This is a genomic window from Labrenzia sp. PO1, from assembly GCF_012273635.1.
GTDB lineage: Bacteria > Pseudomonadota > Alphaproteobacteria > Rhizobiales > Stappiaceae > Roseibium > Roseibium algicola.
The window spans coordinates 51,614-76,191 of sequence record NZ_JAAXCR010000001.1 but is presented as its reverse complement, the minus strand read 5'-3'; the positions used below and the strand labels follow the sequence as shown (position 1 = coordinate 76,191).

Here is a 24,578-nt window from a genome sequence, read left to right as displayed (position 1 = left end):
ACGCGGTGACGCCTGTCACAGGCAAAGATGCGATTGTTCGACCGGTATTCGCTCACCCTCAGATACCAGTTGGCTGGCCGTATTGTCTCTTCACGTTGGAGTGCTGATTAACCTTTTGGTAAGAAAATAGGCCTGTCCCGGTTCTTTCAAGGGAAGGGGCAAGGTAATCTCGGCGCAACTGCATGGAGTTTGTAATGCGTCTGGTCTCCTTGTTCCGCGTTTTCATTCCTTTGATGATGCTTGTTGCAATCAGTGTTCCGCCAAAGTCTGCTGATGCCGCCGAAGTGGTAGGCTTCTCGGATGCCCGCTTTCGCGCCGGAACAATCGTCATAAAGAATTCCGAAAAGCGGCTTTATCTTGTGCTCGGCGCCAACAGGGCGATCCGCTACAGGGTTGCAGTCGGCAAACGGCAAAAATCCTGGACCGGACAGGCATTCATAACGGCTAAATACGTGAAGCCCGACTGGGCGCCGTCGGACGAAGTCCGTCGAGACTTTCCGCATTTGCCGACGGTCATTCGCGGTGGCGCGCCCAACAACCCGATGGGCGTTGCCGCCATGACGCTGTCCAACGGTAACTACGCCATTCACGGCACCAACCGGCCGGGCTCCATCGGGCGCGCGGTTTCGTATGGCTGCATCCGGATGGCCAACCACGACATCGAGGACCTGTTTCAAAGGGTAACGGTTCGAACGCCTGTGGTGGCATTGCCGTGAACCAGCCAGGTGCATTCGCTGGCTAGCCGGTAACTGGCGAGGAGATCAGTCTTACCTGTCCCGCCGCTTGCCATTGCGTCCGGATGACGGTGCCGACCAGGCATTTTCCGGGGGTTTCTTCCGGTCCAGATAGGTTCCCAGCATCAGGACGACACCCAGCAGCAGGCAGCTTGTTCCCGCGAAGAACAGTTCGAACGGGGCCTGCTCGGAGGGGGAAATCTGCATTTTATGAAGCACGACCGTGCCGATGATCATGGGCAGCAGATAAAGAGCAAGTGCGGTGAACTGGCGGTAGAAATTTGACCTACCCGGTTGCATCACGCTCTGGAAAGGAGCCTGATTGCGCATCTGGACCAGGAGGTCTACCGACACCAGCCACATGCCGAATTGCGTGATCATCGACAGTTCGTTCCCCCACAGAAAGAACGCATAGACTGTTTCCGCAAAGCCGAAGGACAATACGGCCAGGCAAACAGATACCAGGAGCAGCCTGACGACAGTATGCCGTTCCTGGGAAAGCTCGAAACTGAAGCAGCAAAACAGGAAGAGAGCCGTTTCAATCGAGAACCGGCCGTACATATTGATCGATTCCAGGGAATGGGACAGCCAGCTGTCGGCAAATAGAGTGATCTGATCCGGAAACAGGGCCTCGGCAATACGAAGGCCCGAGAGCAGGATCATCAGGCAGCACAGGGTACCCCTGAGCCAGACCGAGCGCGCCCATTGCAGACGAAAGAAGATAGCTCCGGCCAGAATGAGAAAACCAAGTGCCGTGATTGGATGAGTAGACGGCTTTGGGCCGGAAAAGGGATCGCCGGAAGAAAGATAGACGTTGTGTCCGAGACCAAACAGGATGACGAGCAGAAGCGAACAGCCAATCACTTGATGGTAGACTGTTTTGTCGAGATCCTGATTATTGTTCCTGGTCATAACGCGGCAGAAAATTCAAGAAGTAACGTCTGTTTCACACCACAAAAGTGTAGCGCAGTTTAATCGCGTTTTCGAGGTCAAGTTCATGCGGCAGCGCACACCCTGCCGCAGAGGCAGCATGTCGCATTTAGTTTCATGAAATTGAATATATGGTGGGTCCGAGGCCTGCAAACGACCTCTCAAATGACCCTGTCAACTTCTAGTGCCCCAACACGAAGCTGGCAGGGTCTCTTTGTTCATGCCGTCATTTTGAAGCAGAAAATCACCTGCTTCCAGCCTGCATGAAACCAGGCCAGTCAGGTGCCGTCTTCCAGACTTTTGAGTGTCAATTGGACACGTCTGCGCAATGGGCTACCAAACTTACGATTTCAGCCAACGCTTCGGATTGGCACTGCTGTCGCGACCGCCTGAACCCGACAACGCAGCGACAAGATCGGCAACCGCGTCGAGTGAATGAACCGCTCGGAATTCGTCCACATTCGGCAGCATCGCGCGGATACCCTTTGCCTTTGCTTCGAAGCCTTCGAAGCGCAGCAGGGGATTAAGCCAGATTAGTCGACGGCAAGAGCGGTGCAGCCGGTCCATTTCCCGCTCAAGATCCTCGTCCGTATCGCGCTCCAAACCGTCGGTGATCAGCAGTACGGTCGGCTGTCCCGACAAGACACGGCGAGACCAATGCCGGTTGAAATCATGCAGTGCAGAGGCGATGCGGGTGCCACCCGACCAGTCCTCGACACCTGACGAGCAAGCTTCCAGGGCCTCGTCAGGATCCTTCATGCGCAATTGTCTCGTGACGTTCGTCAAACGGGTGCCAAACAGGAATGTGTGTACATCCCGCCGTTCCACGGTCAGACCATGCAGAAAATGCAGCAGAAGCCTGGAGTACTGGCTCATGCTTCCGGAGATATCGCAAAGGGCGACGAGCGGCGGCCGTTTTTCCGCCGGCTTGCGGAACTTCAGGTCAATTATGTCACCACCGGCCCGCATGGAGGCGCGCAAGGTTCGGCGTGGATCGACTTTTCCTCTGGACGCCGGTTTGAGGCGACGAAGCCTGATCTTGTCCAAAGGCATTGTCATGGCCCTGAGCGCCAGCTTGGCTTCGGTAATTTCATCCGACGTCATCTGCGCGAAGTCCTTGGTCTGCAGCAATTCCTTGCCGGAGACGGTGAACTTTGCATCGATTTCGATCTGGGGAACGGTTTCCTCTGCGACCCGCTCTTGCGCTGCCTGAAACGCCTGCGAGACCCGTGTCTGGCCGGCCTTCGGTTTTTCAGGCTCACCTCTGGGCGGGGCGACCGGCGACAGGATCGCCAGCATCTTCTCGATCAATCCACGGCTTTGCCAGTAGATCCGGAAAGCCTCGTCGAACAGCACCTTCTGTTCGCGTTTGCGCACGAAGACCGCATGCAGTGTCCAGTAGAGGTCCTCACGGCTTTCGATGCCGGAGACTTCCACGGCCGCAACTGCATCCACCACGGAGGCGGGGCCGACGGGAACGCCCGCCTTGCGCAGCGTTCGCGCGAAATAGACGATGTTGTCCGTGATCCGCGATCGCAACTCAGGAGAGGGTGTCATTGCAGCCTCCCGGATGAGTGCGATGGGCCCCTTGTTGTCTTGTCACCTGTTCAAACCGCCGGCATGGATTGCTGGTGCGGAGCGTCCTTGCGGATGTCGTCGATCATCTGGCGCACTTTGGAGCCGCGGACGCGTTCGATGTCGTCCTGGTATTTCAACAGAACGCCAAGCGTGTCGGATGCCATGTCCGGATCGAGCGCCATTTCGTTGAGTTCTGAAAGAGCTGTCGCCCAGTCCAGCGTTTCGGCGACACCGGGTTGCTTGAAAAGATCCTCGTCGGCACGCAGCTTCTGCACGAAGGCAACCACTTCGCTTGCAAGGCGCTGGGCGGCGCCGGGAACCTTGCGGCGGACAATCTCCAGCTCGCGCTCGGCATCGGGGTAGTCGACCCAGTGGTAGAGACAGCGGCGCTTCAGGGCATCGTGAATTTCACGCGTGCGGTTGGTGGTGATGATGACGATGGGCGGCTCTGCTGCCTTCACGGTGCCGAGCTCGGGAATCGTCACCTGGTTATCGGCCAGAACTTCCAGAAGAAAGGCTTCGAACGCTTCATCCGCCCGGTCGAGTTCGTCGATCAAAAACACCGGCGCGCCTGCCAGCGAAGGTTCGAGCGCCTGCAGCACGGGGCGCTTGATCAGGAAGCGTTCGTCGAAAATCGATTTGGAAAGCTCGGAGTGGTCAGTGTCGCCGGCTGCTTCCGCGACACGGATTTCGACCATCTGAGCGGGGTAGTTCCACTCATAGACCGCTGAGGCGACGTCGAGGCCTTCATAGCATTGCAGGCGGATCAGGTCTCTTCCGAGGGTCGACGACAGGACCTTGGCAATTTCCGTCTTGCCGACACCGGCTTCGCCTTCCAGAAACAGGGGGCGTTTCATCTTCAGGGCCAGATGCAGAACGGTGGCAAGCGACCGGTCGGCCACGTAGCCCGCCTGATCCATCAGGGCGAGAGTGTCGTCAATGGAAGCCGGCAGCTGGTTCATGTTTCCTCCGGTGAACGGGTGGTGATCCCGGTTATATAGAGATACTGGCGTCGAGAACATTGGTGTTGAAGGCACATTTTTCGTGGCCACCGTGTTCCCCCTAATGGGTTTCTGTTTTCGAACCTTCTATAAAAGCGAAACTGATTCAAGGGAGGGAAGTAGAGTGTTGCGCAGCAAACCGTTTTTTGGTGTCGCCGTCATCCTGTTTGCAGCATCGTCTGCCCTGGCTTCTGACGGAGCTTATCCGACGGATCCGGTGAGCGTTGCGAGCGGCCGGGAGCTGGCGGAAATCCATTGTGCTACCTGTCATGCAGTCGGCCGGGACGACCAGAGTGCACAGGCCGGTGCGCCCGCCTTTCGTGATCTTTCCAGCCGGTATCCGCTGGAAAGCCTGGAAGAACCATTGGCGGAAGGCATCGTGACGGCACATGACAACATGCCGGAATTCGCGCTGGAGCCGGATGACATCGACGCCTTTCTGGGGTATCTGACCACCATCCAAGTGAAATGATGCTTTTTTCGGCCCAAGGCTCCTGTTGTTAGCAGTGCCTGTCGAGTGCTGCTAAATTGCTGTTTTTAAACAGTAAATATCCAAAAGTCGGGTTTGGTTAACCAGATTTCCGTGACAATCTTTCTTTGCACAGAAGAAAGGATTGGCATGAAAACCAGCTCTGACTTTGAAAAACGCCTTCTCGGCTATGGACTGATGACGGCGGAAATCCTCTACCGTCTGCCTGATCATCCGAAGTTGCTGCAGAGTTTCCTGTGGCAGACGGAAGACCTGGCGCCGAAATTTCCCGAATTGACCAGGTTTCTTGTGTTCTGGGAACGGGAGATAGAAGGTCGCATCCATTCCGTTCGCGTTGCTCACCAGACCCTGATCTCGCCGGTTGATTTCCGCTACGCGGACGGAGAAATCGTGGTGCACTGAGATAGGCGGGACAGGAATCAGCGCGCGCTGAGGCCAAGTCCTTTGCCATCACGCATGACAGCTTTTGACTGAGGGGTGAATTCGGATCCGTCCCCCTCATGCAATACGAACCCCGGCATCAGCCGCAAGGGGGCCTTGCTGGCGCGAATGGCGCGCAGCAGAACACGTGTTGCTGCCGCTTCCTGTCTCGGACGAAGCGGAATCACTTCAATTGCGCCGAACCGGCCCTTGAGAACGCTCAACAGTTCCTGCAGACCGTCTGCCCGAAAGATGACGGTCAGGCTGCCGCCTTCCTTGACAATATCCGTTGCTGTTTTCGCCCATGGCTCCAGTCCCCGGTCATCGAGCATATGCGCGCCGGCACGAGCACTGTTGGGCGATGCCCGGAAGCGGTCCGCCTCATAGTAGGGCGGGTTCATGATGGCATGGTCCGCCATTGCGGGGGTAAGACCGGCTGCGTGGCGCGCACTTCCCTTGGCCGTAATATCAGCCTCCAGAAGGGAGACACGGCTGGAAAACGCGCCATTGGCGGGGTCTTCAAGGCCGCGACGGGCGAGGGCGAGCACGGTCTCGTCTATATCAACCAGCGTTACCCGAATATCCGGCAAGCGCGCCGCAGCGCAAAACCCGGCGGTTCCGACACCCGCGCCAAGGTCGATGACATGTCCCCGGGTACCATCCGGCAGGGCCGCCGCCAGATAGACCGCGTCGAGGCCTGCCCTGTGCCGGCCACGCTTGGGCTGATGCACATAGACCTTGCCACCCAGAAAGGCGTCATGCGTCGTTTCCTGTGATGTGCATTCGGTGCTGTCCGTCGGCGAAGTCATGTCAGGCCCGGCCGCTTTCCGGGCGCAGTTCATGTTCCAGACCGGCGTCTCGCACCAGCTTGCGCGCCATCTGGATCTGGTCTGAATCGACAAGTATGCGGCGCGGGATCATGGCCAGCGAACCTTCCAGAATGCTCATATTGCCGTCTGCGACAAAATGTTTGATGCCGGCATCTTCAAGAATCGATTCCAGAAAGGAAATCAGGACGGGATCGTTTGTTCTGACTAGTTCTTCCATAAGATTCCCGGCGTTAGCAGTCCATGTCCTGCGGTCGAACAGAAAGCCTCATCCGACCCGTTTACAGCAAAACCAGCTGATTGCGGCATTTCAACAGTTTGTCAATGGATTGGCGGCTTGCCCCGAAGGCGTTCGCAACATATTGTCCGCACAAATATTCAGGGAGTGCCATTAGTGGCCGTTGTTGCAACTTATACAGACGATCAGCCGCGCCGTCCGAGCATTCAGTCGCTCGTTGATCTGGTGTCCGGCGGCATGGGCGAGGTCAACGATCTGATCCTGTCGAAGGCAGGATCGAATGTTGAATTGATCCCGGAAATCGCCAAACACCTGATTTCCTCAGGCGGCAAGCGGCTCCGGCCGATGCTGACGCTGGCCTGTGCCGAGATGTTCGGCTACCAGGGCGATGGTCATGTCACGCTGGCGGCCAGCGTGGAATTCATGCATACCGCCACGCTGTTGCATGACGATGTCGTGGACGAAAGCGACATGCGTCGGGGCAAGCTTGCAGCGCGCAAGCTCTGGGGGAACCAGGCAAGTGTTCTTGTCGGCGACTATCTGCTCGGACAGGCCTTCAAGATGATGGTCGATGTCGGTTCGCTGGAAGCGCTGCGCATCCTCTCCACGGCATCCGCAGTCATTGCCGAAGGCGAAGTGCTGCAGCTTGGCGCTGCAAAGAACATCGCCACGACCGAAGCAGACTATCTGCGGGTGATCGAGGCCAAGACCGCCGCTCTGTTTGCCGCTGCTGCCGAAGTCGGCCCCGTGATTGCCGGGCAGTCAGTCGAAATGAAGCGGGCCGCGCGGACCTACGGCATGGAACTCGGCTATGCGTTCCAGCTAGTTGACGACGCGCTCGACTATGGTGGCTCTTCCGCAGATCTCGGCAAGGATGTCGGCGACGATTTCCGAGAAGGCAAGATCACACTGCCGGTGGTGTTGGCCGTTGCCCGTGGCACTGATGCAGACCGCGACTTCTGGCGACGTTGCCTGGAAGGCGAAGAAATCCAGGATGGTGATCTGGAACAGGCCATCGAGCTTTTGAAGAAATACGACGCCTTGTCTGAAACGGTCGAGCGGGCGAAGGACTACGGCAACAAGGCTCTTGCTGCACTGGACACTTTGCCGTCCGGTGCGCACAGCGATGCGCTGGGTGATGCTGTTGCCTTCTGCATCTCGCGTGTGAGCTAACGCTTACAAGTATTTGTTTTCTGACGAAATTGAAACGCCGCCATTTTTGAAATGGCGGCTTTTTCTTTGTTTTCTAAAAGCCAACTCTGCGTTTTGTCAGGAGAGCGGCCCGGAGGCGATCCACCAGTCGGGATGGCTGCTGCGCAATGCACGTTCGACGTCCATGGCGGCATTCAACTCACACAGGCCGAAGCAGGTCGCACCGGAGCCGGACATCCTTGCAAGGTCGATGCGGGTATCGGCTTCAAGTTCGGACAGAACCTGACCGATTTCAGGACACAGACCTTTCGCCGGGTTCTGCAGATCGTTTCGGCAGCTTGCCAGATAGGCGACCAGCGAGGCCAGCGTTTCAAACTTTTCCGGCATGAGATCCATGGGAGCGTTGTCCCGCTGTTCCATGGACTTGAAGACTTCCGGAGTGGATACGCCGACCCTCGGGTTTACAAGCACGATACCGCAAGGCGGAAGGTCCGGACCGGCACTCAGGTCGCCGCCGATGCCGCGCATGATCTGGGGTTCCGGGAACAGACAAACCGGTACATCCGCCCCAAGCGTCAGCGCCAGCGCGTGCAATTCTTCCTCGGCTAGATAGGTGCCGGTGAAGTCCTCCAGAAGGCGCAAGGTGGTAGCGGCATCGCTGGAGCCGCCACCGATGCCGGAAGCGACAGGCAGGCGTTTGGTCAGTGTCAGGCGAACTTGTGGAACATCAATACCGGCCTTTTCGGCGAAGCTGCGCACGGCCTTCAGGATAAGGTTCTCTTCGACCGGGCCCGTCAGGTCTCGCGCAAACGGGCCTTCAACTTGCAGGTCGAGCTCACCGGCAGCTTCTATCGCCAGTCTGTCGCCGATCTGGGGGAAGACCACGAGCGAATCCAGCAGATGATAGCCGTCCGGCTGCCGACCTGTAATATGCAGTGCCAGATTCACCTTGGCCCGGGCCAGCTCCACCCGGGGGGAAGACTTTGAGGCGAGGGCCATGGGTGTGTCCGGTTAGCCGCCGTTTTTGCCGGTCTCGGCTTTGGCGGCATCCGTTCCCGGAACCTCCTTCAGGCCTTCGGCAATCTTTTCCAGAATTTTCGGCAATTCCTCTGCGTCCGGACCCAGGTCGCGGGCGTGGTTCCACTGAAACCTTGCCTCGTTGCGACGACCGACCATCCAGTAGGCATCGCCCAGGTGATCGTTGATGACCGGATCCGCCGGGCGAAGCTCGATAGCCCGCTCGAGTTCCTTCACCGCTTCTTCGTAGCGACCAAGACGGAAATAAACCCAGCCAAGGCTGTCGACGATGTATCCGTCTGTTGGCCGCAGTTCGACGGCTTTCTTGATCATGCCCAGGGCTTCATCCAGCTTCAGACCCTGGTCGACCAGGGAATAGCCGAGATAGTTGAGCACGAGTGGCTGATCCTCGTTGAGTTCAAGCGCCTTGCGGAAGTCGGCTTCGGCAAGTTCCCATTTTCCCAGTCTTTCCCGGGCGATACCGCGGAAATAAAGCATCAGCCAATGCTGACTTTGCAGTTCGGAAATGGTGTCGATGCCCTTGGTATAGGTTGCCTCGGCGTCCTCGTAGATTTCGTGTGCACGCAGGATGTTGCCAAGTGCGATCACGGCTTCAAGATCCGAGGGATCCTGTTTGATAAGCTCTTCCAGATGGCTGCGGGCTTCATCCACCATCTCCAGGGCATTGTAGTTCATGCCAACCTGGATTTCGGCTTCGCGCTTCAGCACGCTGTCATCGGGCACCATCATCAGGGCTTCGATGGCCCGTTCCGGCTGCTCCATCCGCTCAAAGACACTGCCGAGAGCAATGGCTGCAAATTCGGCCTTCGGATCGAGGTAGAGCGCAAGCTGCAGATAGGAGGTCGAAAGCTCTTCACCGCCATCGCGGCCGATTACGGCACCAAGGCCATAGAGGATTTCCGCCATGCCGGCTGCCGGATCAGTAACGAGCGGCGGAATGATCTCACCGCTGCTGATAGCCTCACGGGTCTGGTCAAGCTTGGGGTGACCGCGGAATTGCGCATCGTATTGATCGAGTACATCAAGTGCTTCCTTCTGGCGTCCGTTGGCGGCCAGAAGGCGGGTGTAGGCGTCCACGACGCGCAAGGCACCCTGGTCGATGGCATAGGCGCTCTCGGCGGCTTCCAGTGCTTCCTGGTTACGCCCGGCGGCAAACAGAAGATGTGCCTTGTGGGTGGACTTGAACACTTCGAACCAGTCCGGTCCCTCAAGTCCGTCAATCATCGCGACGGCTTCGTCGATCTTGCCGCTGCCATAAAGCGTCCAGGCGCGGGAGATGCCGATGGAAAGCTGCGCGAGCGGGCCGTTGCGGCCCCGCTCAAGTTCTTCGTTGGCCTTTTCATAGCGGCCGTCCAGCATCTCCTGCGCACCGAGCGTCAGCTGTGCGAGGAAATTCTGCAGACCGGCGCTTTCCAGCTCCTTGGAGTAGACAACGGCCTGTTCGACATCGCCGTTGGCCAACTTCAGGAGGAAGGTGCGTTCGAGCAGCATCGTATTGCTCGGGTCGGCGGCCAGGGTTTCTTCGTAAAACGCCGCTGCCTGGGCGTAGTCTTTCTGGAAACCGGCGAGGCGGCCGGAAAGGTAGCTGCCGGACAGCGTGAACGGCAGATCGGACGGTGTGCCAAGTGTTTCCGGTTCGGTGCTCGTTTCGGCAAGTGCGGTAGCGGGAAGAAGGGCGAGCACGCTGACCAGCGCAAGCAGTTTCCGGCGGAGAGGACTGCGATCCCTGATCGAAACGGCACCGGTCGGATTTGTCATCATTGTTCGCACTTCTGTCCCTGAATCTGGTGGGTTTACTGCTTATTACCTTTGACAATGGCGTCTTTAAGGCTGACCGGCAAGGCGCCCGGGATAACTTTCTGCGGGTTTAAATCCTTTTGATTTTGCTCAACGTCGGAAATGCTAAGACTTACGACCAATCATAACCGGTTTCGCTGAAAAAGGGCTTGAAGACAAGCAGTTGCCGTAGCAGGAATGTGCGGTGCAAAAAGATCTGGTGCCGGTGCGGCCCGATTGCTGCCGGAATGATAATGCGAGTTGGCTGCGCGCGAGACGCCGCAGACCGAACTAGGCGAGGAGAGTATCAGATGACCAAGTGGGTCTACAGTTTCGGCAATGGCGCTGCAGAAGGTGCAGCGAATATGCGTAATCTTCTCGGTGGGAAGGGCGCAAACCTGGCCGAAATGAGCAGCCTGGGTCTGCCCGTGCCACCGGGCTTCACCATCACCACGGAAGTCTGCACCTGGTACTACGAGCATGAAAAATCCTATCCGGACGCTTTGACGGCACAGGTTGCCGAAGCGCTCGAGAAGGTCGGCGAGGCGACCAACCGCAAGTTTGGTGACCCGGAACGGCCGCTGCTGGTTTCCGTCCGCTCCGGCGCTCGTGTTTCCATGCCCGGCATGATGGATACCGTCCTGAACCTCGGCCTTAACGACCAGACAGTCGAAGCGATCGCGCAAGAGGCGGGAGACAGGCGTTTCGCCTACGACAGCTACCGTCGCTTCATCCAGATGTATTCCGACGTGGTGCTGGGCCTCGACCACCATGAATTTGAAGAAATTCTGGAAGAGTATAAGGAACGCAACGAACTGACGCTCGATACCGAAATCGATGCGGATGCCTGGCTGGGCATCATCGAGAAGTTCAAGGCGCTGGTGGAAGAAGAACTGGAAAAGCCGTTCCCGCAGGATCCGCAAGAGCAGCTCTGGGGCGCGATTGGCGCGGTCTTCAGTTCCTGGATGGTGCCGCGTGCCGTGACGTATCGCCGCCTGCACGATCTGCCGTCCTCCTGGGGAACTGCCGTCAACGTTCAGGCCATGGTGTTCGGCAACATGGGCGAGAGCTCTGCGACCGGCGTCGCCTTTACCCGGAACCCTTCCACTGGCGAAAACGCCCTTTATGGCGAGTTCCTGGTCAATGCACAGGGCGAGGACGTGGTTGCCGGCATCCGGACACCGCAGGATATCACCGAGAAGGCCCGCATCGGGGCCGGGTCTTCCAGCCCGTCGCTGGAAGCGCTGATGCCGGAGGCATTTGCCGAATTCCAGACCTATTGTGCCAAGCTGGAAGCCCATTACAGGGACATGCAGGACCTGGAGTTCACGATCGAGAAGGGCAAGCTCTGGATGCTGCAGACCCGGTCGGGCAAGCGCACCGCCAAGGCGGCGCTGAAGATCGCGGTCGACATGGTTGCCGAAGGGCTGCTGGGTGAGGAAGAGGCCATTGGCCGCGTGGAGCCTGCTGCGCTCGACCAGCTCCTGCACCCGACAATTGATCCGAAAGCAAAGCGCGATGTGATCACGACCGGCCTGCCGGCCTCTCCCGGGGCTGCATCCGGTGCCATCGTCTTTTCCTCCGACGAGGCGGAAAAAGCCAAGGCGGAAGGGCGCAAGGTCATTCTTGTTCGCGTGGAAACCAGCCCGGAAGACATCCATGGCATGCATGCGGCCGAGGGTATTCTGACCAGCCGGGGCGGCATGACAAGCCACGCGGCCGTGGTGGCGCGCGGCATGGGCAAGCCTTGTGTCGCCGGGGCTGGGATGCTGCGGATCGACTATCGCAACGGTGTGATCAATGCTGCCGGACGGCAGTTGAAGGAAGGTGACATCATCACCATCGATGGAGCCACCGGACAGGTTCTGGTTGGTGAGGTCGAGATGCTTCAGCCGACGCTCTCCGGCGATTTCGGCACGTTGATGGGCTGGGCCGACAAGGTGCGCCGCATGCGCGTGCGCACCAACGCGGAAACGCCGCAAGACGCCAAGGTTGCGCGGGAGTTCGGCGCTGAAGGTATTGGCCTTTGCCGCACCGAGCACATGTTCTTCGAAGGCGAGCGCATCATTGCCGTGCGCGAGATGATTCTGGCCGAGACCGAAGCCGGACGCCGGACAGCACTTGCAAAACTCTTGCCGATGCAGCGGCAGGACTTTACCGATCTCTTCGAAATCATGCACGGCCTGCCGGTAACGATCCGTCTGCTGGATCCGCCACTGCACGAATTCCTGCCGAAATCGGAAGAGGAACTGGCGGACGTCGCAAAAGCCATGGGTGCCGATCCGGAGTTGCTTCGCGACAGGGCGCTGGCACTGGAAGAATTCAACCCGATGCTCGGCCATCGCGGCTGCCGTCTGCTGGTTTCCTATCCGGAGATCGCCGAAATGCAGGCCCGGGCCATCTTCGAGGCGGCTGTCGAGGCTGCCAAGATAACCGGCGCACCGGTGGTTCCGGAAATCATGGTTCCGCTGGTCGGCCTCAAGGGAGAACTCGACCTCGTACGCCAGAGCATCGAGGTCATGGCAAAAGCCGTGATGAGCGAAACCGGAGCGGAACTGACATACCAGATCGGCACCATGGTGGAACTGCCGCGCGCCGCCCTGAAAGCGGCGGAAATCGCACAGTCTGCCGAGTTCTTCTCCTTCGGTACCAACGATCTTACGCAGACCACCTTCGGTATCTCGCGCGATGATGCGGCTTCCTTCCTGGGGACGTATCAGACGCGCGGCCTGCTGGAGCAGGATCCGTTCGTCTCTCTCGATCAGGAAGGCGTGGGTGAGCTTATCAAGATCGGCGTTGAACGCGGCCGGTCGACCCGTCCCGACATCAAGCTTGGCATTTGCGGGGAGCATGGCGGTGATCCGGCCTCGATCTCCTTCTGCGAAGGCGTCGGTCTGGACTACGTCTCCTGCTCGCCGTTCCGTGTGCCGATTGCCCGCCTGGCGGCAGCTCAGGCGGCCTTGAAGTTCAAGTCCGGAAGCTGAATGGGGCGGAAAACTCCGGTCGAGGCCAAGGGGAGTGCGGTGTGAGCGATGCCTACCCCAAGCTGGACACCTTGCGCGCGGGTGGCAAGAGGCAGCTCGCGCGGGTTCTCAGCCGGCTGGAAAGCCATGCGGAGGATGCCGAAACCGCGGCTTTTCTGGACTCGGCCGCTGGTGAAGCCACCGCGAAAGTGTTGGGCCTCACCGGTCCGCCCGGCGTCGGCAAATCAAGTCTGACCGACGCGCTCATCAACGCGTGCCGGACGGCAGGGCAGACTGTGGCTGTACTTGCGATTGATCCGTCTTCCGCGGTGACCGGTGGTGCCCTTCTGGGTGACCGAACCCGCCTGAAAACCGATCCATCCGACGATGGCGTCTTCGTCCGCTCCATGGCGGCGCGAGATCGCCTCGGGGGCCTCTCCGATCATGCAGTTGCGGCAATTGCCGTTCTCCGGTGCGTGTGCGACTGCGTGATCGTTGAAACCGTTGGTATCGGACAATCGGAAGGGGACCTGAAGCAGGCTGTCGACACGGTTGTTCTGTGTATCCAGCCCGGATCGGGTGACAGTCTGCAGTTCATGAAGGCCGGCATCATGGAGCTGCCGGATATCGTGGCTGTCACCAAGGCAGATATGGGTGTGCTCGCCCGTCGGGCTGCCTCGGATGTCGCGGGCGCCCTGTCATTGAGCGATACCGACAGCACTGCAGGGTGGAAGGTGCCTGTGTGCGAAGTCTCCGCGCAAACCCTCAGCGGTGTTGATGATCTGGTTGACCACTGGACGCGCCACCATGCGCACATCGCGTCAGGCGAGGCCTTGCAACGCCAACGCAAAGCGCAGCATGTTGCCTGGTTCAAGGATATGGTGCGTGCGGAATTCGGTCACGCTGGCCTGAAGCTGGCTGCCAGGGTAGAGCAGGACTGGCTGACATTGGCCGAGACGGCTCCCTTTGCGAGCTTTCACGGGTTTGCCGCCAGGCTCCGTCCGTTGCTCGGTCTTTGAGCCTGGTAGCGTTTCCAGGTCGTTCCTGAACAAACCGTAGGGCTGACGGGCAGGCATTTGCCCGTACGAAGTGTCGTCAAGCTTCCGCCGCGCGTACCTGGTAGCTCAGGTCTGTACCGTAACCGGGCGTACCGACGCGGTGAAATTCGTCCAGGAAAGCCGTCAGGGCGGTGTCCGTCAGCGGCCGGGAAATGTAGTAGCCCTGCATTCGGTTGCAGTCGTGTGCCTGCAGGAAACGGATCTGTTCCAGCGTCTCGATGCCTTCGGCAACGATGGTCATGCCAAGCGCTTTGCCGAGCTGGATGATCGATACCAGAATGGCCTCGGCTTCGGCATTGCCGTTCATGTCGGAAACGAAATCCCGGTCGATCTTGAGCGTGTCGAAAGGGAAGCGGCGCAGGTAACTGAGGCTGGAATAACCTGAGCCGAAGTCATCGAGCGCAACCTTCACGCCCAGGTTCTTCAGCCTGCGCAGGGCCTTCAGCACCGAATCGTTGCGGCCTGCAAAAACACTCTCGGTGACTTCAATTTCCAGGCGCTGTGGCGGCAGGTTGTTGGCGGCAAGGATCGCCATCACCTTTTCGACGAACCGCGGATGCTTGAACTGGTTTGGCGAAACGTTGACCGAAACGGTGATGCCGGGCCATTCGTGCGCCTTGGCGCAGGCCTTGTTGAGCACCCAGATACCCAGTTCGTTGATCAGGCCGGTTTCCTCGGCCACCGGAATGAACTGCGCCGGGGAAATGACGGTGCCGTCTTCCTTGGTCCAGCGGGCCAGCGCTTCAACGCTGACGATCCGCTTGGCCGATGTGTCGGACTGCGGTTGGTAGGCAAGTGTCAGTTCGTCGTTCTTGAGTGCCAGCCGAAGTTCGCGGGACAGCCGGTCCTTTGACTGGACGTGATGTTCCATGTTCGGTTCGAAGAAGGAACGGCGGTTCCGGCCGTTTGCCTTGGCATCATAAAGCGCGATATCGGCCTTGCGCAGCAGCTCGTCCGGATCGTTGCCGTCGCGCGGGGCAATGGCTGCGCCCATCGAGAGGCTGGCGTGAAGTTCACGGCGCCCGATCATGATCGGACGGCCGATTTCGTCCTGCACCTGGTCGAGGATGTATTCCAGCCAGACATCGTCTTCGCAGTTCTTGATGACCATCGCGAATTCGTCGCCGCTGATGCGCGCAACGATCCCGGTTTCGGGAATGACGCGCTGCAGTCTCTGGGCGACCGCAGTGATCACCTTGTCGCCGGCGGAATGGCCAAGCGTATCGTTGATGTCCTTGAAATGGTCGAGGTCGATGTAGACGACGGCCGTGTTCGTTCCCTTGGCAACGCTTTCGTCCAACGTGTCCGTCAAAAGTGCATGGAACCGCGCGCGGTTCGGCAGGCCGGACAGGGCATCATGACGCGAGGAGTGAACTGCCTTGGCTTCGCTGCGTGCAAGACGTTTGGTCATCTGGCGGGTGAAGATGGTCACGGCGATGACCACGGCGGCAATCATGAACGCCGCCAAGGCCAGGAACGGATTGATCCGGCGTATCATCTGGCTGCCGGGCTCGGTTGTCTGCCAGGCGATCAGGCCGACATCCTGTCCAAGCGGGGACTTCAGCTGAAACCTGCCGACGCCATCGCGCTGGGTCTGGTTGTTGGCGAGAACAAACCCGTCAAGGCGAGACATTTCCGAGATTTCCGTCAGCTTTTCACCCCGCAAGGGTACCAGACTTACCAGCACTGACGGCGGGAAACGGACCCGGGAGATCGACTGGATCTGCGGCATGATGGCGGCGGCACTGAAGAGATATGGTTCGCCCGCCAGGGAGACGAGCCCGGTTTCGGCAATCGACCGGCGCGCGTCGCTGCTTTGCGGAATGAAACTGTAGAGCCCGGATGGTGTGCGGCGGAAGGAAATGATGTAGCGGGCGCGCACCTTGGCAACGGCCGGCTTCAGTTCCTGAAGCAGCTCCTGCGTCATCCACTGGTTGGTGTGGTTCTGCGCGTAGACATATTGCACGCCGTAATCGCGGTTGATCAGGATCGACTTGGAAAAACCGTGGTTCTGGAACAGCCAGTGCATCAGGTTGTTGTAGATCCAGCCTTCGTCGGGGTTGATCTGATTGACCCGGTGATAGGCTTCGTCCCAGATCACGACGCCGTTCTGCTGCTTGACCATGTAATTCTGGGTCAGCTGCAAAGCGCCGGAAATGAGCTTGTTCTGGGATTCGACGGCGGTTTCGTCCGACAGGCGGGCAGACCAGTGCAACAGGCCGAAAATACCGACAACGGATATCATGACGATCACGACCATCGGAATAATGATCGCGTTTGCTATCTGTCCGCCGGAGTTTTTAGACGAATTGTACATATACGAGCCCGATTTCTTTGGCCCGAGTATTGTCGATCTGGGTTAAGGAATGCCGCAAATTCTAAGTAAATTAAGGGTAAAGTCTCAAAACTCCCGATCCGGATTTGCAAACAGTCTTAAAGAGCTTAGCTGTACGGCCCCCAAGACTTGGCCTGTCCGTTGCTCTGGCAACTCAAATCAGCTGTAAGCTGCGGAAGCTGACGTTTGTACGCAGGCCAACGATGATATGGTCATGCACCTCGATCCCGAGTGGGCCGGCAATGTCGACGATTTTCTTGGTCATCTGTATGTCGGCGCGTGATGGGGTCGGATCGCCCGACGGGTGGTTGTGGACAAGGATCAGGGCCGTTGCCGAAAGCTCCAGGGCGCGCCGGATCACTTCGCGTGGATAGACCGGGGTGTGATCGACCGTGCCTGTCTGCTGAACCTCATCAGCGATAAGCGCATTTTTCTTGTCGAGAAACAGGATCCTGAACTGCTCTACCGGGGCCAGCCCCATGGAAACCTGCAGGTAGTCCATGACCTTCTGCCAGCTGTCGAGCACTTGCCGTTTTTCCAGCCCGGCCTTGTGAAAGCGGATGACCGATGCATGCACCGCCTGAAGCGCATCTATGCTGATGTCGGACAACCCCGGGATTTCCTTGAGCCGTTCCCGGGGGGCGGCAAGGGCTGCCGGAAAGGAACCGAAGCGCTGAAGCAGCGCTTTGGCGATCGGCTTTGTATCCTGGCGGGGCAGGGCGGAAAATAACAGGAATTCCAGGAGTTCATAATCGGCGAGACCTTGCTCGCCCGTTTTACGAAATCGTTCCCGCAGCCGCTGGCGGTGTCCCTTGTGGTCGCTGCCGGTTGCGGCCGGTGCTTCACTGGCGGTCGTCGTCTCTTTCATGAGCTCCTGCGTCAGCCGCTGTCAGATGACGGTGCATCGCCGGTAAACGGACCTCAGGCCGAACAATCAGTCCGTCTGCAGGCCCGGCTTGTGGATGCCTTTGGGGGACGTGGTGAAGATCTGGCAGCCTTCAGGCGTGATGCCAATAGAATGTTCGAACTGGGCGGACAGGGACCTGTCCCGCGTGACGGCCGTCCAGCCGTCGCTGAGAACCTTCACGTGCGGGCGGCCCAGATTGACCATCGGTTCGATGGTGAAGATCATGCCCGGCTTCAGTTCAACACCTTCGCCAGGACGCCCGTAATGCAGGATGTTGGGGGTGTCGTGGAACAGAAGACCAAGACCGTGTCCGCAGAAATCGCGTACGACCGAACAGCGTTCAGCCTCGACAAAGGTCTGGATGGCAGCGCCGATGTCCCCGGTGGTGTTGCCCGGCTTGGCAGCCTCGATACCGCGCATCAGCGATTCATAGGTCACATCGATCAGGCGCTCAGCAGCGCGCTTCAACTGGCCGACCGGATACATGCGGCTGGAATCACCGTGCCATCCGTCCAGAATGAAGGTCACGTCGATGTTGACGATGTCGCCCTCGCGCAGAGCCTTGTCGTTGGGAATGCCGTGACAGACGACATGGTTGATCGACGTACAGGAGGACTTGGTGTAGCCGCGATAGTTCAGCGTCGCCGGAATGGCGTTGTGATCCATGCCGTACTGGTAGACGAAGTCGTCGATTTCCTGGGTGGTCGTGCCCGGTTTGACGATGTCGGCCAGCTCGTCCAGACAGGCTGCGGTCAGCTGTCCGGCGCGCATCATGCCTTCAAAATCTTCAGGGCCGTACAAACGTACCTGACCCGTGTTTTTCAAAGGGGCTTCCGAAGCGTCGATATAGCTGACCATGGGGTTTACCGTGTCTCACAATTATCCGGTGCCATTCTAAGCCCACAAGGCCCTGTTCGGCACCAATTATCCGTTACCTGTTCTCATACCGCCCAAAGCGTCTATTTTCCAGCTTCTGTTCCCGCAAAATCAGGCTGACGTGGAAACTTCCCGCCTGTGCGCTGAAAAGCGGCAGTGCCTTCTTGCGCTTTTCGGGCAGGAGAGCTAGGGGAAGGGAAAAGCGGGCGTGGTGGAATTGGTAGACACAAGGGACTTAAAATCCCTCGGCCCTAGGCTGTACGGGTTCGAGTCCCGTCGCCCGCACCATGGTTTGTTGCGCTACCGGCCTTTGGCCCACTTGAGCGGCGGCCTGGTTCGAGGTTCCCTTTCTGACCTGTCATTCTTCCCTGTGCTCTTGCCTTTCCAGCCGGTTGAGCGCAGATTTTGTGTCCGACCCTGCTAATCCATCCCTTCGCCTGCAATCTGCAGATTTTTCCGGATTGTCACGGATCCGTTGAACGACTGTCACAATTTGCGCCCGAAAGAGCGCTAGATCATCGGTCGATCAACCGGAAACGCGTTTGCTTCCGGCCCCAGTTCACTCCCGCTCTCGCGGAGTCATATCTCATTGCGGTCCGCTACCGGGCCATCCTTGAATTCGTTCGACCTGCTCGCCGGAAGGAGTTTCCATGACTTATGCCGACAATCGCGTGCCCTCCGGCAGTGCCCTGACAGTTCTGAAAAACGCCCGGCTGGTGCTCGCCGATGAAGTCGTCGACGGTCACATTGCCTTTTCCGAAAGCGGGATCGTCTCGGTGGATCAGGGCAGCGCGCCGCAAGCCGGGTTCGATCTCGAGGCTGATTACCTGCTGCCGGGGTTGGTCGACATTCACACCGACCACTTCGAAAAGCATGTCTTTCCGCGTGCACATGTGCGCTGGGATCCGCTCAGAGCGGCGATGGCCCATGATGCTCAGATCATCGGCAGCGGCATCACCACCGTGTTCGACAGCCTCTGCGTGGGGGCGACGATCAAGAACCCGGAGCGCCGCGAAATCCTGGCGCCAATGATCGACGCCCTGGAAACGCTTCAGTCCGGAGGCATGCTCAAGTCGGAGCATCTGGTGCACCTGCGCTGCGAGATTACAGATGGCGAGACCACGCGTCTGACGGAAGAAAACATCGGCAAGGACATCGTGCGCATGGTGTCGGTGATGGAACACCTGCCGGGCCGACGCCAGAGCAAGGACGTCGAGGCCTATATTCACCGCCGCATGGCCGACACGGGCGAAACACGTGCCGTTGCCGAGCGTGAGACGCAGGAACTGTTGAACTTCTCCGATGAAATCAGCTCGAAGGTTCGTCCGGCTGTGGTCGCGCTGGCGCATGCATACAAGCTGCCGCTGCTCAGTCACGACGATACGGAACTGGAACACATCGACGAAGCCCTCGGCGAGGGTATCAGCGTTTCGGAGTTTCCGTGCACACTGGAGGCAGCCCGCAAGGCCAAGAGCCACGCAATGCACGTCGTCGGTGGTGCGCCCAACGTCATTCGCGGCGGATCCCAGTCGGGCAACATCGCGGTCAGCGCACTGTTGGCGGAAGATCTCGTCGACATCCTGGCTTCGGACTACGTCCCGCGCTCGCTGCTCGACTGTGCGTTTCTTGTGGGGCTGGACGATGCGTTCCACGCCGACCTTCCGGCAGCTATCCGGATGGTTTCAAAAACGCCGGCCGAAGTTGCCGGACTGTCAGACAGAGGCGAGATCGCAGAAGGAAAACGCGCCGACCTGCTTCACGTCGGCGTCCTCAACGGACATCCCTTCATCAAGCAGGCCTGGCGGAACGGACAGCGGGTGCTCTGATCATTCGACTGTTCGATGTGCGTTGCCTTTTGGGGGACTGATCGTGTGGTGAGGTCACGGCCTGGATGCCATGATCAAGCCATGGCATGATGGACGGGGTGGGGTGTCGAGTGCCCTCATCCATGGTCTGTTTTCTGATCAGCTAATGCGGATTCGGATATGTTGACTTTCCTGTCGACATAGATCGCGAAATGAGGCCGCAGACCGGATGCTGCGCATAGGCATGGGCTTGACGGTAGGTTGGAGTGTTTTGTTCTGACAAAATTCCCGCCTTCATTGCAGGGGCAAGCCCTGCAATGACGGAGTGGTAATTCGACAAAAACTCCTCCTCCGTCATGCCATGGCTTGACCATGGCATCCATGCCGTTTCCGAGGTGAGTATGAGGCGCTGATCAGGATTTTCCGAGGTCTTGCTGATTGGGAGGCATGCAGCGGAAAAAGGAAACTCGGCGGGAGGAGAAAAACGCTGCTTTTCCCCCAGGTGAAAATTACTTTCGCCCCGGTTCCAGCCCGATGATCCGCCGCCGCAGGAAACCGGAGAAGCCGTCGATCAGGTAGACCATGAAGATGATCAGGAAAATGATCGTCCAGGCTTCCGGCCAGCGGTAGGCGTGGATGCGGTCGGCGAGGAGGAAGCCGATGCCTCCGGCGCCGACAATGCCCAGAATGGTGCCGGTGCGGGTGTTGGATTCAAAATTGTAGAGGATGATCGACAGGATCACCGGCAGGGCCTGCGGCAGAACCGCAAAGCGGATCGTCTGCAGGCTGCCGCCGCCAGAAGCGCGCACGCCTTCGACCGGCTTTTGGCTGGTGTTCTCGATGGCTTCCGAAAAGAGCTTCGAAAACGTGCCGATTTCCGAAACCGCAATGGCCAGAATGCCGGCCAGCGGCCCGAGGCCGAAGGCGCGGATGAAGACGAGTGCGAGGATCAGCTGTTCGATCGCCCGCAGAGCGTCGAAACCGCGCCTGACACCAAGCCGGAGCCAGGACAGTGGCAGGATGTTCTTGGCGCCCAGGAATGCCAGTGGAAACGCAACCAGGGCTCCCAGAAGCGTGCCCATGAATGCCATGGCGACAGTTTCCCCGAGACCTTTCAGAACTTCCTGCCATTCCGCCCAGCTTGTCCAGATGTGGGGTGGAAACATGAAGGCGAGCACATCACCAAAGCGGGTCGCCCCGTGAAGAAGTTTTTCCGGCGCAAAGCCGAAATCCCACAGGCACCAGCCGGTCAAAAGAAGGAAAGCCGACCAGCCGGCGAGGCGGATCAGGCGCGTCCGGCGCGGCGTTGAAAAGGCGCCTGGAACGAGCGTTCTGGCGCGGGCGATATCTGGACGTTGTGCGGTCATGATCAGATGCCTTTTCCGGTCAGGCCGATGATGCGATGACGCACCTTTTCGCTCAGCATGTCGATGACGATCACGGTGAGGAAGACGATCAGGAACAAGGCCGAAAGATCGGTGTATTCCTGCAAGGACATTGCCACGCGGATCTCCTGGCCCAGGCCACCTGCGCCGACGAAGCCGATGATGGAGGAGGACCGAACGTTGATCTCGAACCGCAGCAGCGTGTAGCTGATAATGTTCGGGACAACCTGGGGCACGATGCCGTAGCGGATCTGGTCGAACCAGGTGCCGCCCGACGCCTTGATGCCTTCGAGCGGGCGCATGTCGGCATTTTCGTTGGCTTCGGAATAGAGCTTGCCGAGAGCGCCGGTGGCATGAAGACCGATGGCGAGAACACCGGCCAGCGGGCCGACGCCAAAACAGAAAACGAAAATGAGGGCCCAGACGAGATCCGGAACCGTCCGGATGATTTCCAGGAACCGGCGGGTAACATTCAGGACCAGTCTGTTGGGGGAGAGGTTCCGTGACGCCGGGAAACTGAGGAGAAACGCACCGATGATGCCAAGCAATGTTGCCATATAGGCAATCAGGATCGTTTCCAGGAGCAGCCAGAGCCAGACCTTCCAGCGCCAGAACCAACCGGCAAGATCCGCCCCGAGTGTCTCGCGGTGAAGCTCTGGCAAGGTCTTGTAGAGATACTCTCCAAGCCGCGGCAATCCTGCCCAGATCTTCCACATGGACACACGGTCGCCATCGGGCAGGGTGACGTCGGTCATGTCGAAGAAACCGCCTAACCACGCCGTTGCGAAGAAGCAGAGTGCGAAGACCGCAGTCGAGACGAGGTTTACCCGTAGGGCTGACCGGCGAGTGGCAGCATAATCGATTTCGAACCGGTCAATGGCAGGGGAGAGCGCTGTCATGCCTCTAGTTCCAATAATTTTGGGCAGGAGGCGCTGACGCCGCAGCTTTCTGCGCCACAAGTTTTTCCAGGCGTCATCCCGGGAGACGCGAAGTGCCGCCCGGGATGACGATGGTCGGGTCGTCGGGAGAAACCCGGATCAGCCGGTTTCCTCCCTCGCTCTGAAAAGTCAGCCGCCGCGGCGCTGTTTCTTCAGCCAGTCGCGCATTTCGACGATCCACTGGTAACGGTCGTGATCAACCTCGATCCACGCTTCCTGGGTGCTGTCTTCGCCGCCGGTCATTTCGATGAATGCCAGCGTATCCTTTTCCGGGATTTCCATGACCGCGGTGCGCATGGCATCGATCAGGCCCTTAGGCAGGTTGCTGCGGGCAGCCAGCGGACCGGAAGTGATTTCCGGTGATTTCCAGATGGTGCAGATCGCGTCTTTCTCGATCATGCCCTTGGTGACCATGCGCTGCGGAATGCCGTCTTCCTCGTTGGTGATGTAGGTAGCGGCAGCGTCATACTGCTTGTTGTAGACACCAAGCACACCGGTTTCATGGGCCCCGGAGAAGGGAATGGCACCGAAATAGGTTTTCGGCTCGTAGCCCTGTTTGCTGAGGTTGAAGTAAGGCACGGCATAACCAGACGTGCTGTCCGGATCGGCAAAAGCCAGTGTCTTGCCCTTCAGGTCGTCAAGGGTCTTGTAGCCGCTGTCGCAACGCACGGCGACGACCGAGAAATAACCGGTGGAACCGTCCTTCTGCAGGCGGGAGACAAGCGGAACGACACCGCCGTTGGTTTCGGTGTAGGCAGCGGCATAGGAAGACGAACCGAAGAAGGCGAATTCGATCTGGTCGGCCGCCATGGCCTGGATCACGCCGTCATAGGATCCAGCGGTGAAGATTTCGACATCGACGCCGAGTTCGTTCTCCAGGTACCTTTCGAAAGGCGTGTAACGGGCAATCCGGTCCTTTTCGTTTTCACCGGAAAGGATGCCGAACTTGACTGTCTTGTACTGGTCCTTCCAGCTGTCCGCCAGGGCCGGGGAGGCTGCAAGAACGGCAGCGGAAACGGCTGCTGCAAAAATGGCCTTCATCTCAAGTCTCCTTTGGTGCCGGCAGATCCGGCGATTTGCGCGGCAAAGGCCGCTTCAAGAGCGAGAGCGGATGATCCGCTTCGCGAAGGTCAGGCCCCGACAGCCTTCATCGGTGGCCGGGAAGTGGTTGTCGAAAGGGAGGTGGAGGTGACTGCTTCGTTGATGTCACCGGAAAGATCGTCGGATCCGTAGATTTGCCGAACCCTTTCACTGGTCAGGGTGTCCGGCGTGCCGTCGAACTGAACCCGCCCGTCCTTCATTGCGATGATCCGATCGCAGTAGGCACGGGCGGTGTCGAGCGTGTGCAGATTGACCAGCACCGTGAGACCGTCCGTCCGGTTGATTTCGCGCAAGGCGTCCATCACACGGCTGGCGTTGGCCGGATCAAGTGAAGCAATCGGTTCGTCGGCCAGCATGATGCGCGGGTTCTGCACCAGCGCCTTGGCGATGGCGACGCGCTGCTGCTGCCCGCCGGAAAGGGTTCCCGCGCGTTGCAGCCCCTGGGGCACAAGGTCCAGCCGGTCCAGGGCTTCGATGGCGCGGGCGCGGTCTTCGTCAGTGAAGGATCGTGTCATGGAGCGCAGGAACCCAGTGTGGGCGATGCGGCCAACCATGACATTGGTCAGCACATCCATGCGCTCGACGAGATTGAACTGCTGAAAGATCATGGCGCAGGACGCGCGCCAAAGCCGCAGATCGCGACCCTTCAGGGCCGTGATGTTCTGTCCCTCGTTGAGGATCGTCCCCCGGCTGGGGTCGGCCAGCCGGTTGATCATGCGCAGGAACGTGGACTTGCCGGCACCGGACCGGCCGATCACGCCGACCATCTGACCCTTGGGAATGGCGAGGGAGACCCTGTCCACCGCGGTCAGGTCTCCAAAGACTTTAGATAATTGCTCAATGACCAGCATCGGGCCCTCCGAAAAACGGAGAGCGAACTAGCAGACATGTGCCGAGAACAGATGTCTATACGATTATACTTTTATGAAGTTTTACGACAGAGGCATCGAGAAAATTTGCCGGAAAACAAATAAGATCAAGATTTGTCTGGAAGTTCGAAGTTAAAGAAATTTTCTGCTTCGTAGA

At 58.8% G+C, this 24,578-nt stretch carries 21 protein-coding genes and 1 tRNA gene; 8 read left to right on the top strand and 14 right to left on the bottom strand.

Annotation, left to right across the window (positions count from 1 at the left end; translation table 11 throughout):
• Positions 1-236 precede the first annotated feature (236 nt).
• Complete coding sequence (locus HCG46_RS00370; protein WP_168685512.1) at positions 237-716, top strand: L,D-transpeptidase; 480 nt, start codon at positions 237-239, stop codon at positions 714-716.
• A 51-nt stretch (positions 717-767) separates the two neighbouring features.
• Here the strand turns inward: HCG46_RS00370 and HCG46_RS00365 are convergent, their stop codons facing one another.
• The 3 genes from HCG46_RS00365 to HCG46_RS00355 form a co-directional block, all read right to left on the bottom strand.
• On the bottom strand, positions 768-1,646 hold the full coding sequence (locus tag HCG46_RS00365; protein ID WP_168684023.1) for a hypothetical protein: 879 nt from the start codon (positions 1,644-1,646) through the stop codon (positions 768-770).
• Positions 1,647-2,006: 360 nt separating this feature from the next.
• A complete protein-coding gene (locus tag HCG46_RS00360; RefSeq protein ID WP_031269296.1) occupies positions 2,007-3,221 on the bottom strand; it encodes a VWA domain-containing protein in 1,215 nt (404 codons plus the stop codon).
• Between the two features lie 50 nt (positions 3,222-3,271).
• Positions 3,272-4,204, bottom strand: coding sequence for a MoxR family ATPase (locus tag HCG46_RS00355; protein WP_023001036.1), 933 nt, complete (start codon positions 4,202-4,204; stop codon positions 3,272-3,274).
• Between the two features lie 163 nt (positions 4,205-4,367).
• Here HCG46_RS00355 and HCG46_RS00350 point away from each other — a divergent pair, with 163 nt between their 5' ends.
• The gene (locus HCG46_RS00350; protein WP_168684021.1) at positions 4,368-4,715 is read left to right on the top strand and encodes a cytochrome c; all 348 of its coding nucleotides are present in this window, start codon (positions 4,368-4,370) and stop codon (positions 4,713-4,715) included.
• A 147-nt stretch (positions 4,716-4,862) separates the two neighbouring features.
• Entirely contained in the window at positions 4,863-5,135 is a 273-nt protein-coding gene (locus tag HCG46_RS00345; RefSeq protein WP_031269297.1) for a Usg family protein, read from the top strand.
• 17 nt (positions 5,136-5,152) lie between these two features.
• On the opposite strand, the gene HCG46_RS00340 is transcribed toward HCG46_RS00345, so the two are convergent.
• Both HCG46_RS00340 and HCG46_RS00335 read right to left on the bottom strand, forming a co-directional pair.
• The gene (locus HCG46_RS00340; protein WP_077292631.1) at positions 5,153-5,962 is read right to left on the bottom strand and encodes a methyltransferase; all 810 of its coding nucleotides are present in this window, start codon (positions 5,960-5,962) and stop codon (positions 5,153-5,155) included.
• A 1-nt stretch (position 5,963) separates the two neighbouring features.
• Positions 5,964-6,200, bottom strand: coding sequence for a DUF2007 domain-containing protein (locus HCG46_RS00335; RefSeq protein WP_055654874.1), 237 nt, complete (start codon positions 6,198-6,200; stop codon positions 5,964-5,966).
• A gap of 255 nt (positions 6,201-6,455) precedes the next feature.
• On the opposite strand from HCG46_RS00335, the gene HCG46_RS00330 reads away from it, so the two are divergent.
• Positions 6,456-7,391, top strand: a complete 936-nt coding sequence (locus HCG46_RS00330) for a polyprenyl synthetase family protein (RefSeq protein ID WP_205838387.1) — start codon at positions 6,456-6,458, stop codon at positions 7,389-7,391.
• Between the two features lie 96 nt (positions 7,392-7,487).
• Here the strand turns inward: HCG46_RS00330 and HCG46_RS00325 are convergent, their stop codons facing one another.
• Both HCG46_RS00325 and HCG46_RS00320 read right to left on the bottom strand, forming a co-directional pair.
• Complete coding sequence (locus tag HCG46_RS00325; protein ID WP_168684019.1) at positions 7,488-8,369, bottom strand: 4-(cytidine 5'-diphospho)-2-C-methyl-D-erythritol kinase; 882 nt, start codon at positions 8,367-8,369, stop codon at positions 7,488-7,490.
• A 12-nt stretch (positions 8,370-8,381) separates the two neighbouring features.
• The gene (locus HCG46_RS00320) at positions 8,382-10,169 is read right to left on the bottom strand and encodes a tetratricopeptide repeat protein (RefSeq protein WP_168684017.1); all 1,788 of its coding nucleotides are present in this window, start codon (positions 10,167-10,169) and stop codon (positions 8,382-8,384) included.
• A gap of 326 nt (positions 10,170-10,495) precedes the next feature.
• On the opposite strand from HCG46_RS00320, the gene ppdK reads away from it, so the two are divergent.
• Together ppdK and HCG46_RS00310 are read left to right on the top strand one after the other, a co-directional pair.
• On the top strand, positions 10,496-13,168 hold the full coding sequence (ppdK, locus tag HCG46_RS00315; protein ID WP_168684015.1) for a pyruvate, phosphate dikinase: 2,673 nt from the start codon (positions 10,496-10,498) through the stop codon (positions 13,166-13,168).
• 41 nt (positions 13,169-13,209) lie between these two features.
• Complete coding sequence (locus tag HCG46_RS00310; RefSeq protein WP_168684013.1) at positions 13,210-14,166, top strand: methylmalonyl Co-A mutase-associated GTPase MeaB; 957 nt, start codon at positions 13,210-13,212, stop codon at positions 14,164-14,166.
• Positions 14,167-14,242: 76 nt separating this feature from the next.
• On the opposite strand, the gene HCG46_RS00305 is transcribed toward HCG46_RS00310, so the two are convergent.
• The 3 genes from HCG46_RS00305 to map all read right to left on the bottom strand — a co-directional run bounded on the left by HCG46_RS00305 (position 14,243) and on the right by map (position 18,305).
• The gene (locus tag HCG46_RS00305; RefSeq protein ID WP_168684011.1) at positions 14,243-16,522 is read right to left on the bottom strand and encodes a bifunctional diguanylate cyclase/phosphodiesterase; all 2,280 of its coding nucleotides are present in this window, start codon (positions 16,520-16,522) and stop codon (positions 14,243-14,245) included.
• A 172-nt stretch (positions 16,523-16,694) separates the two neighbouring features.
• Positions 16,695-17,408: a DNA repair protein RadC gene (gene radC, locus HCG46_RS00300; RefSeq protein WP_023001048.1), complete on the bottom strand. Its 714-nt coding sequence runs from the start codon at positions 17,406-17,408 to the stop codon at positions 16,695-16,697.
• A gap of 66 nt (positions 17,409-17,474) precedes the next feature.
• Positions 17,475-18,305 carry a type I methionyl aminopeptidase gene (gene map / locus HCG46_RS00295; protein WP_023001049.1) on the bottom strand — a complete coding sequence of 277 codons (831 nt, stop codon included), beginning with the start codon at positions 18,303-18,305 and terminating at the stop codon, positions 17,475-17,477.
• Between the two features lie 220 nt (positions 18,306-18,525).
• Here map and HCG46_RS00290 point away from each other — a divergent pair.
• Positions 18,526-18,611: transfer RNA gene (locus HCG46_RS00290), tRNA-Leu, on the top strand.
• A gap of 362 nt (positions 18,612-18,973) precedes the next feature.
• Complete coding sequence (locus HCG46_RS00285) at positions 18,974-20,149, top strand: alpha-D-ribose 1-methylphosphonate 5-triphosphate diphosphatase (RefSeq protein WP_168684009.1); 1,176 nt, start codon at positions 18,974-18,976, stop codon at positions 20,147-20,149.
• A gap of 488 nt (positions 20,150-20,637) precedes the next feature.
• Here the strand turns inward: HCG46_RS00285 and phnE (HCG46_RS00280) are convergent, their stop codons facing one another.
• The 4 genes from phnE (HCG46_RS00280) to phnC all read right to left on the bottom strand — a co-directional run bounded on the left by phnE (HCG46_RS00280) (position 20,638) and on the right by phnC (position 24,403).
• Positions 20,638-21,495 carry a phosphonate ABC transporter, permease protein PhnE gene (gene phnE / locus HCG46_RS00280; RefSeq protein WP_168684007.1) on the bottom strand — a complete coding sequence of 286 codons (858 nt, stop codon included), beginning with the start codon at positions 21,493-21,495 and terminating at the stop codon, positions 20,638-20,640.
• Between the two features lie 2 nt (positions 21,496-21,497).
• Entirely contained in the window at positions 21,498-22,412 is a 915-nt protein-coding gene (gene phnE, locus HCG46_RS00275) for a phosphonate ABC transporter, permease protein PhnE (protein WP_168684005.1), read from the bottom strand.
• 168 nt (positions 22,413-22,580) lie between these two features.
• A complete protein-coding gene (gene phnD, locus HCG46_RS00270; RefSeq protein ID WP_168684003.1) occupies positions 22,581-23,492 on the bottom strand; it encodes a phosphonate ABC transporter substrate-binding protein in 912 nt (303 codons plus the stop codon).
• An 89-nt stretch (positions 23,493-23,581) separates the two neighbouring features.
• On the bottom strand, positions 23,582-24,403 hold the full coding sequence (phnC, locus tag HCG46_RS00265; RefSeq protein WP_168684001.1) for a phosphonate ABC transporter ATP-binding protein: 822 nt from the start codon (positions 24,401-24,403) through the stop codon (positions 23,582-23,584).
• Positions 24,404-24,578 lie beyond the last annotated feature (175 nt).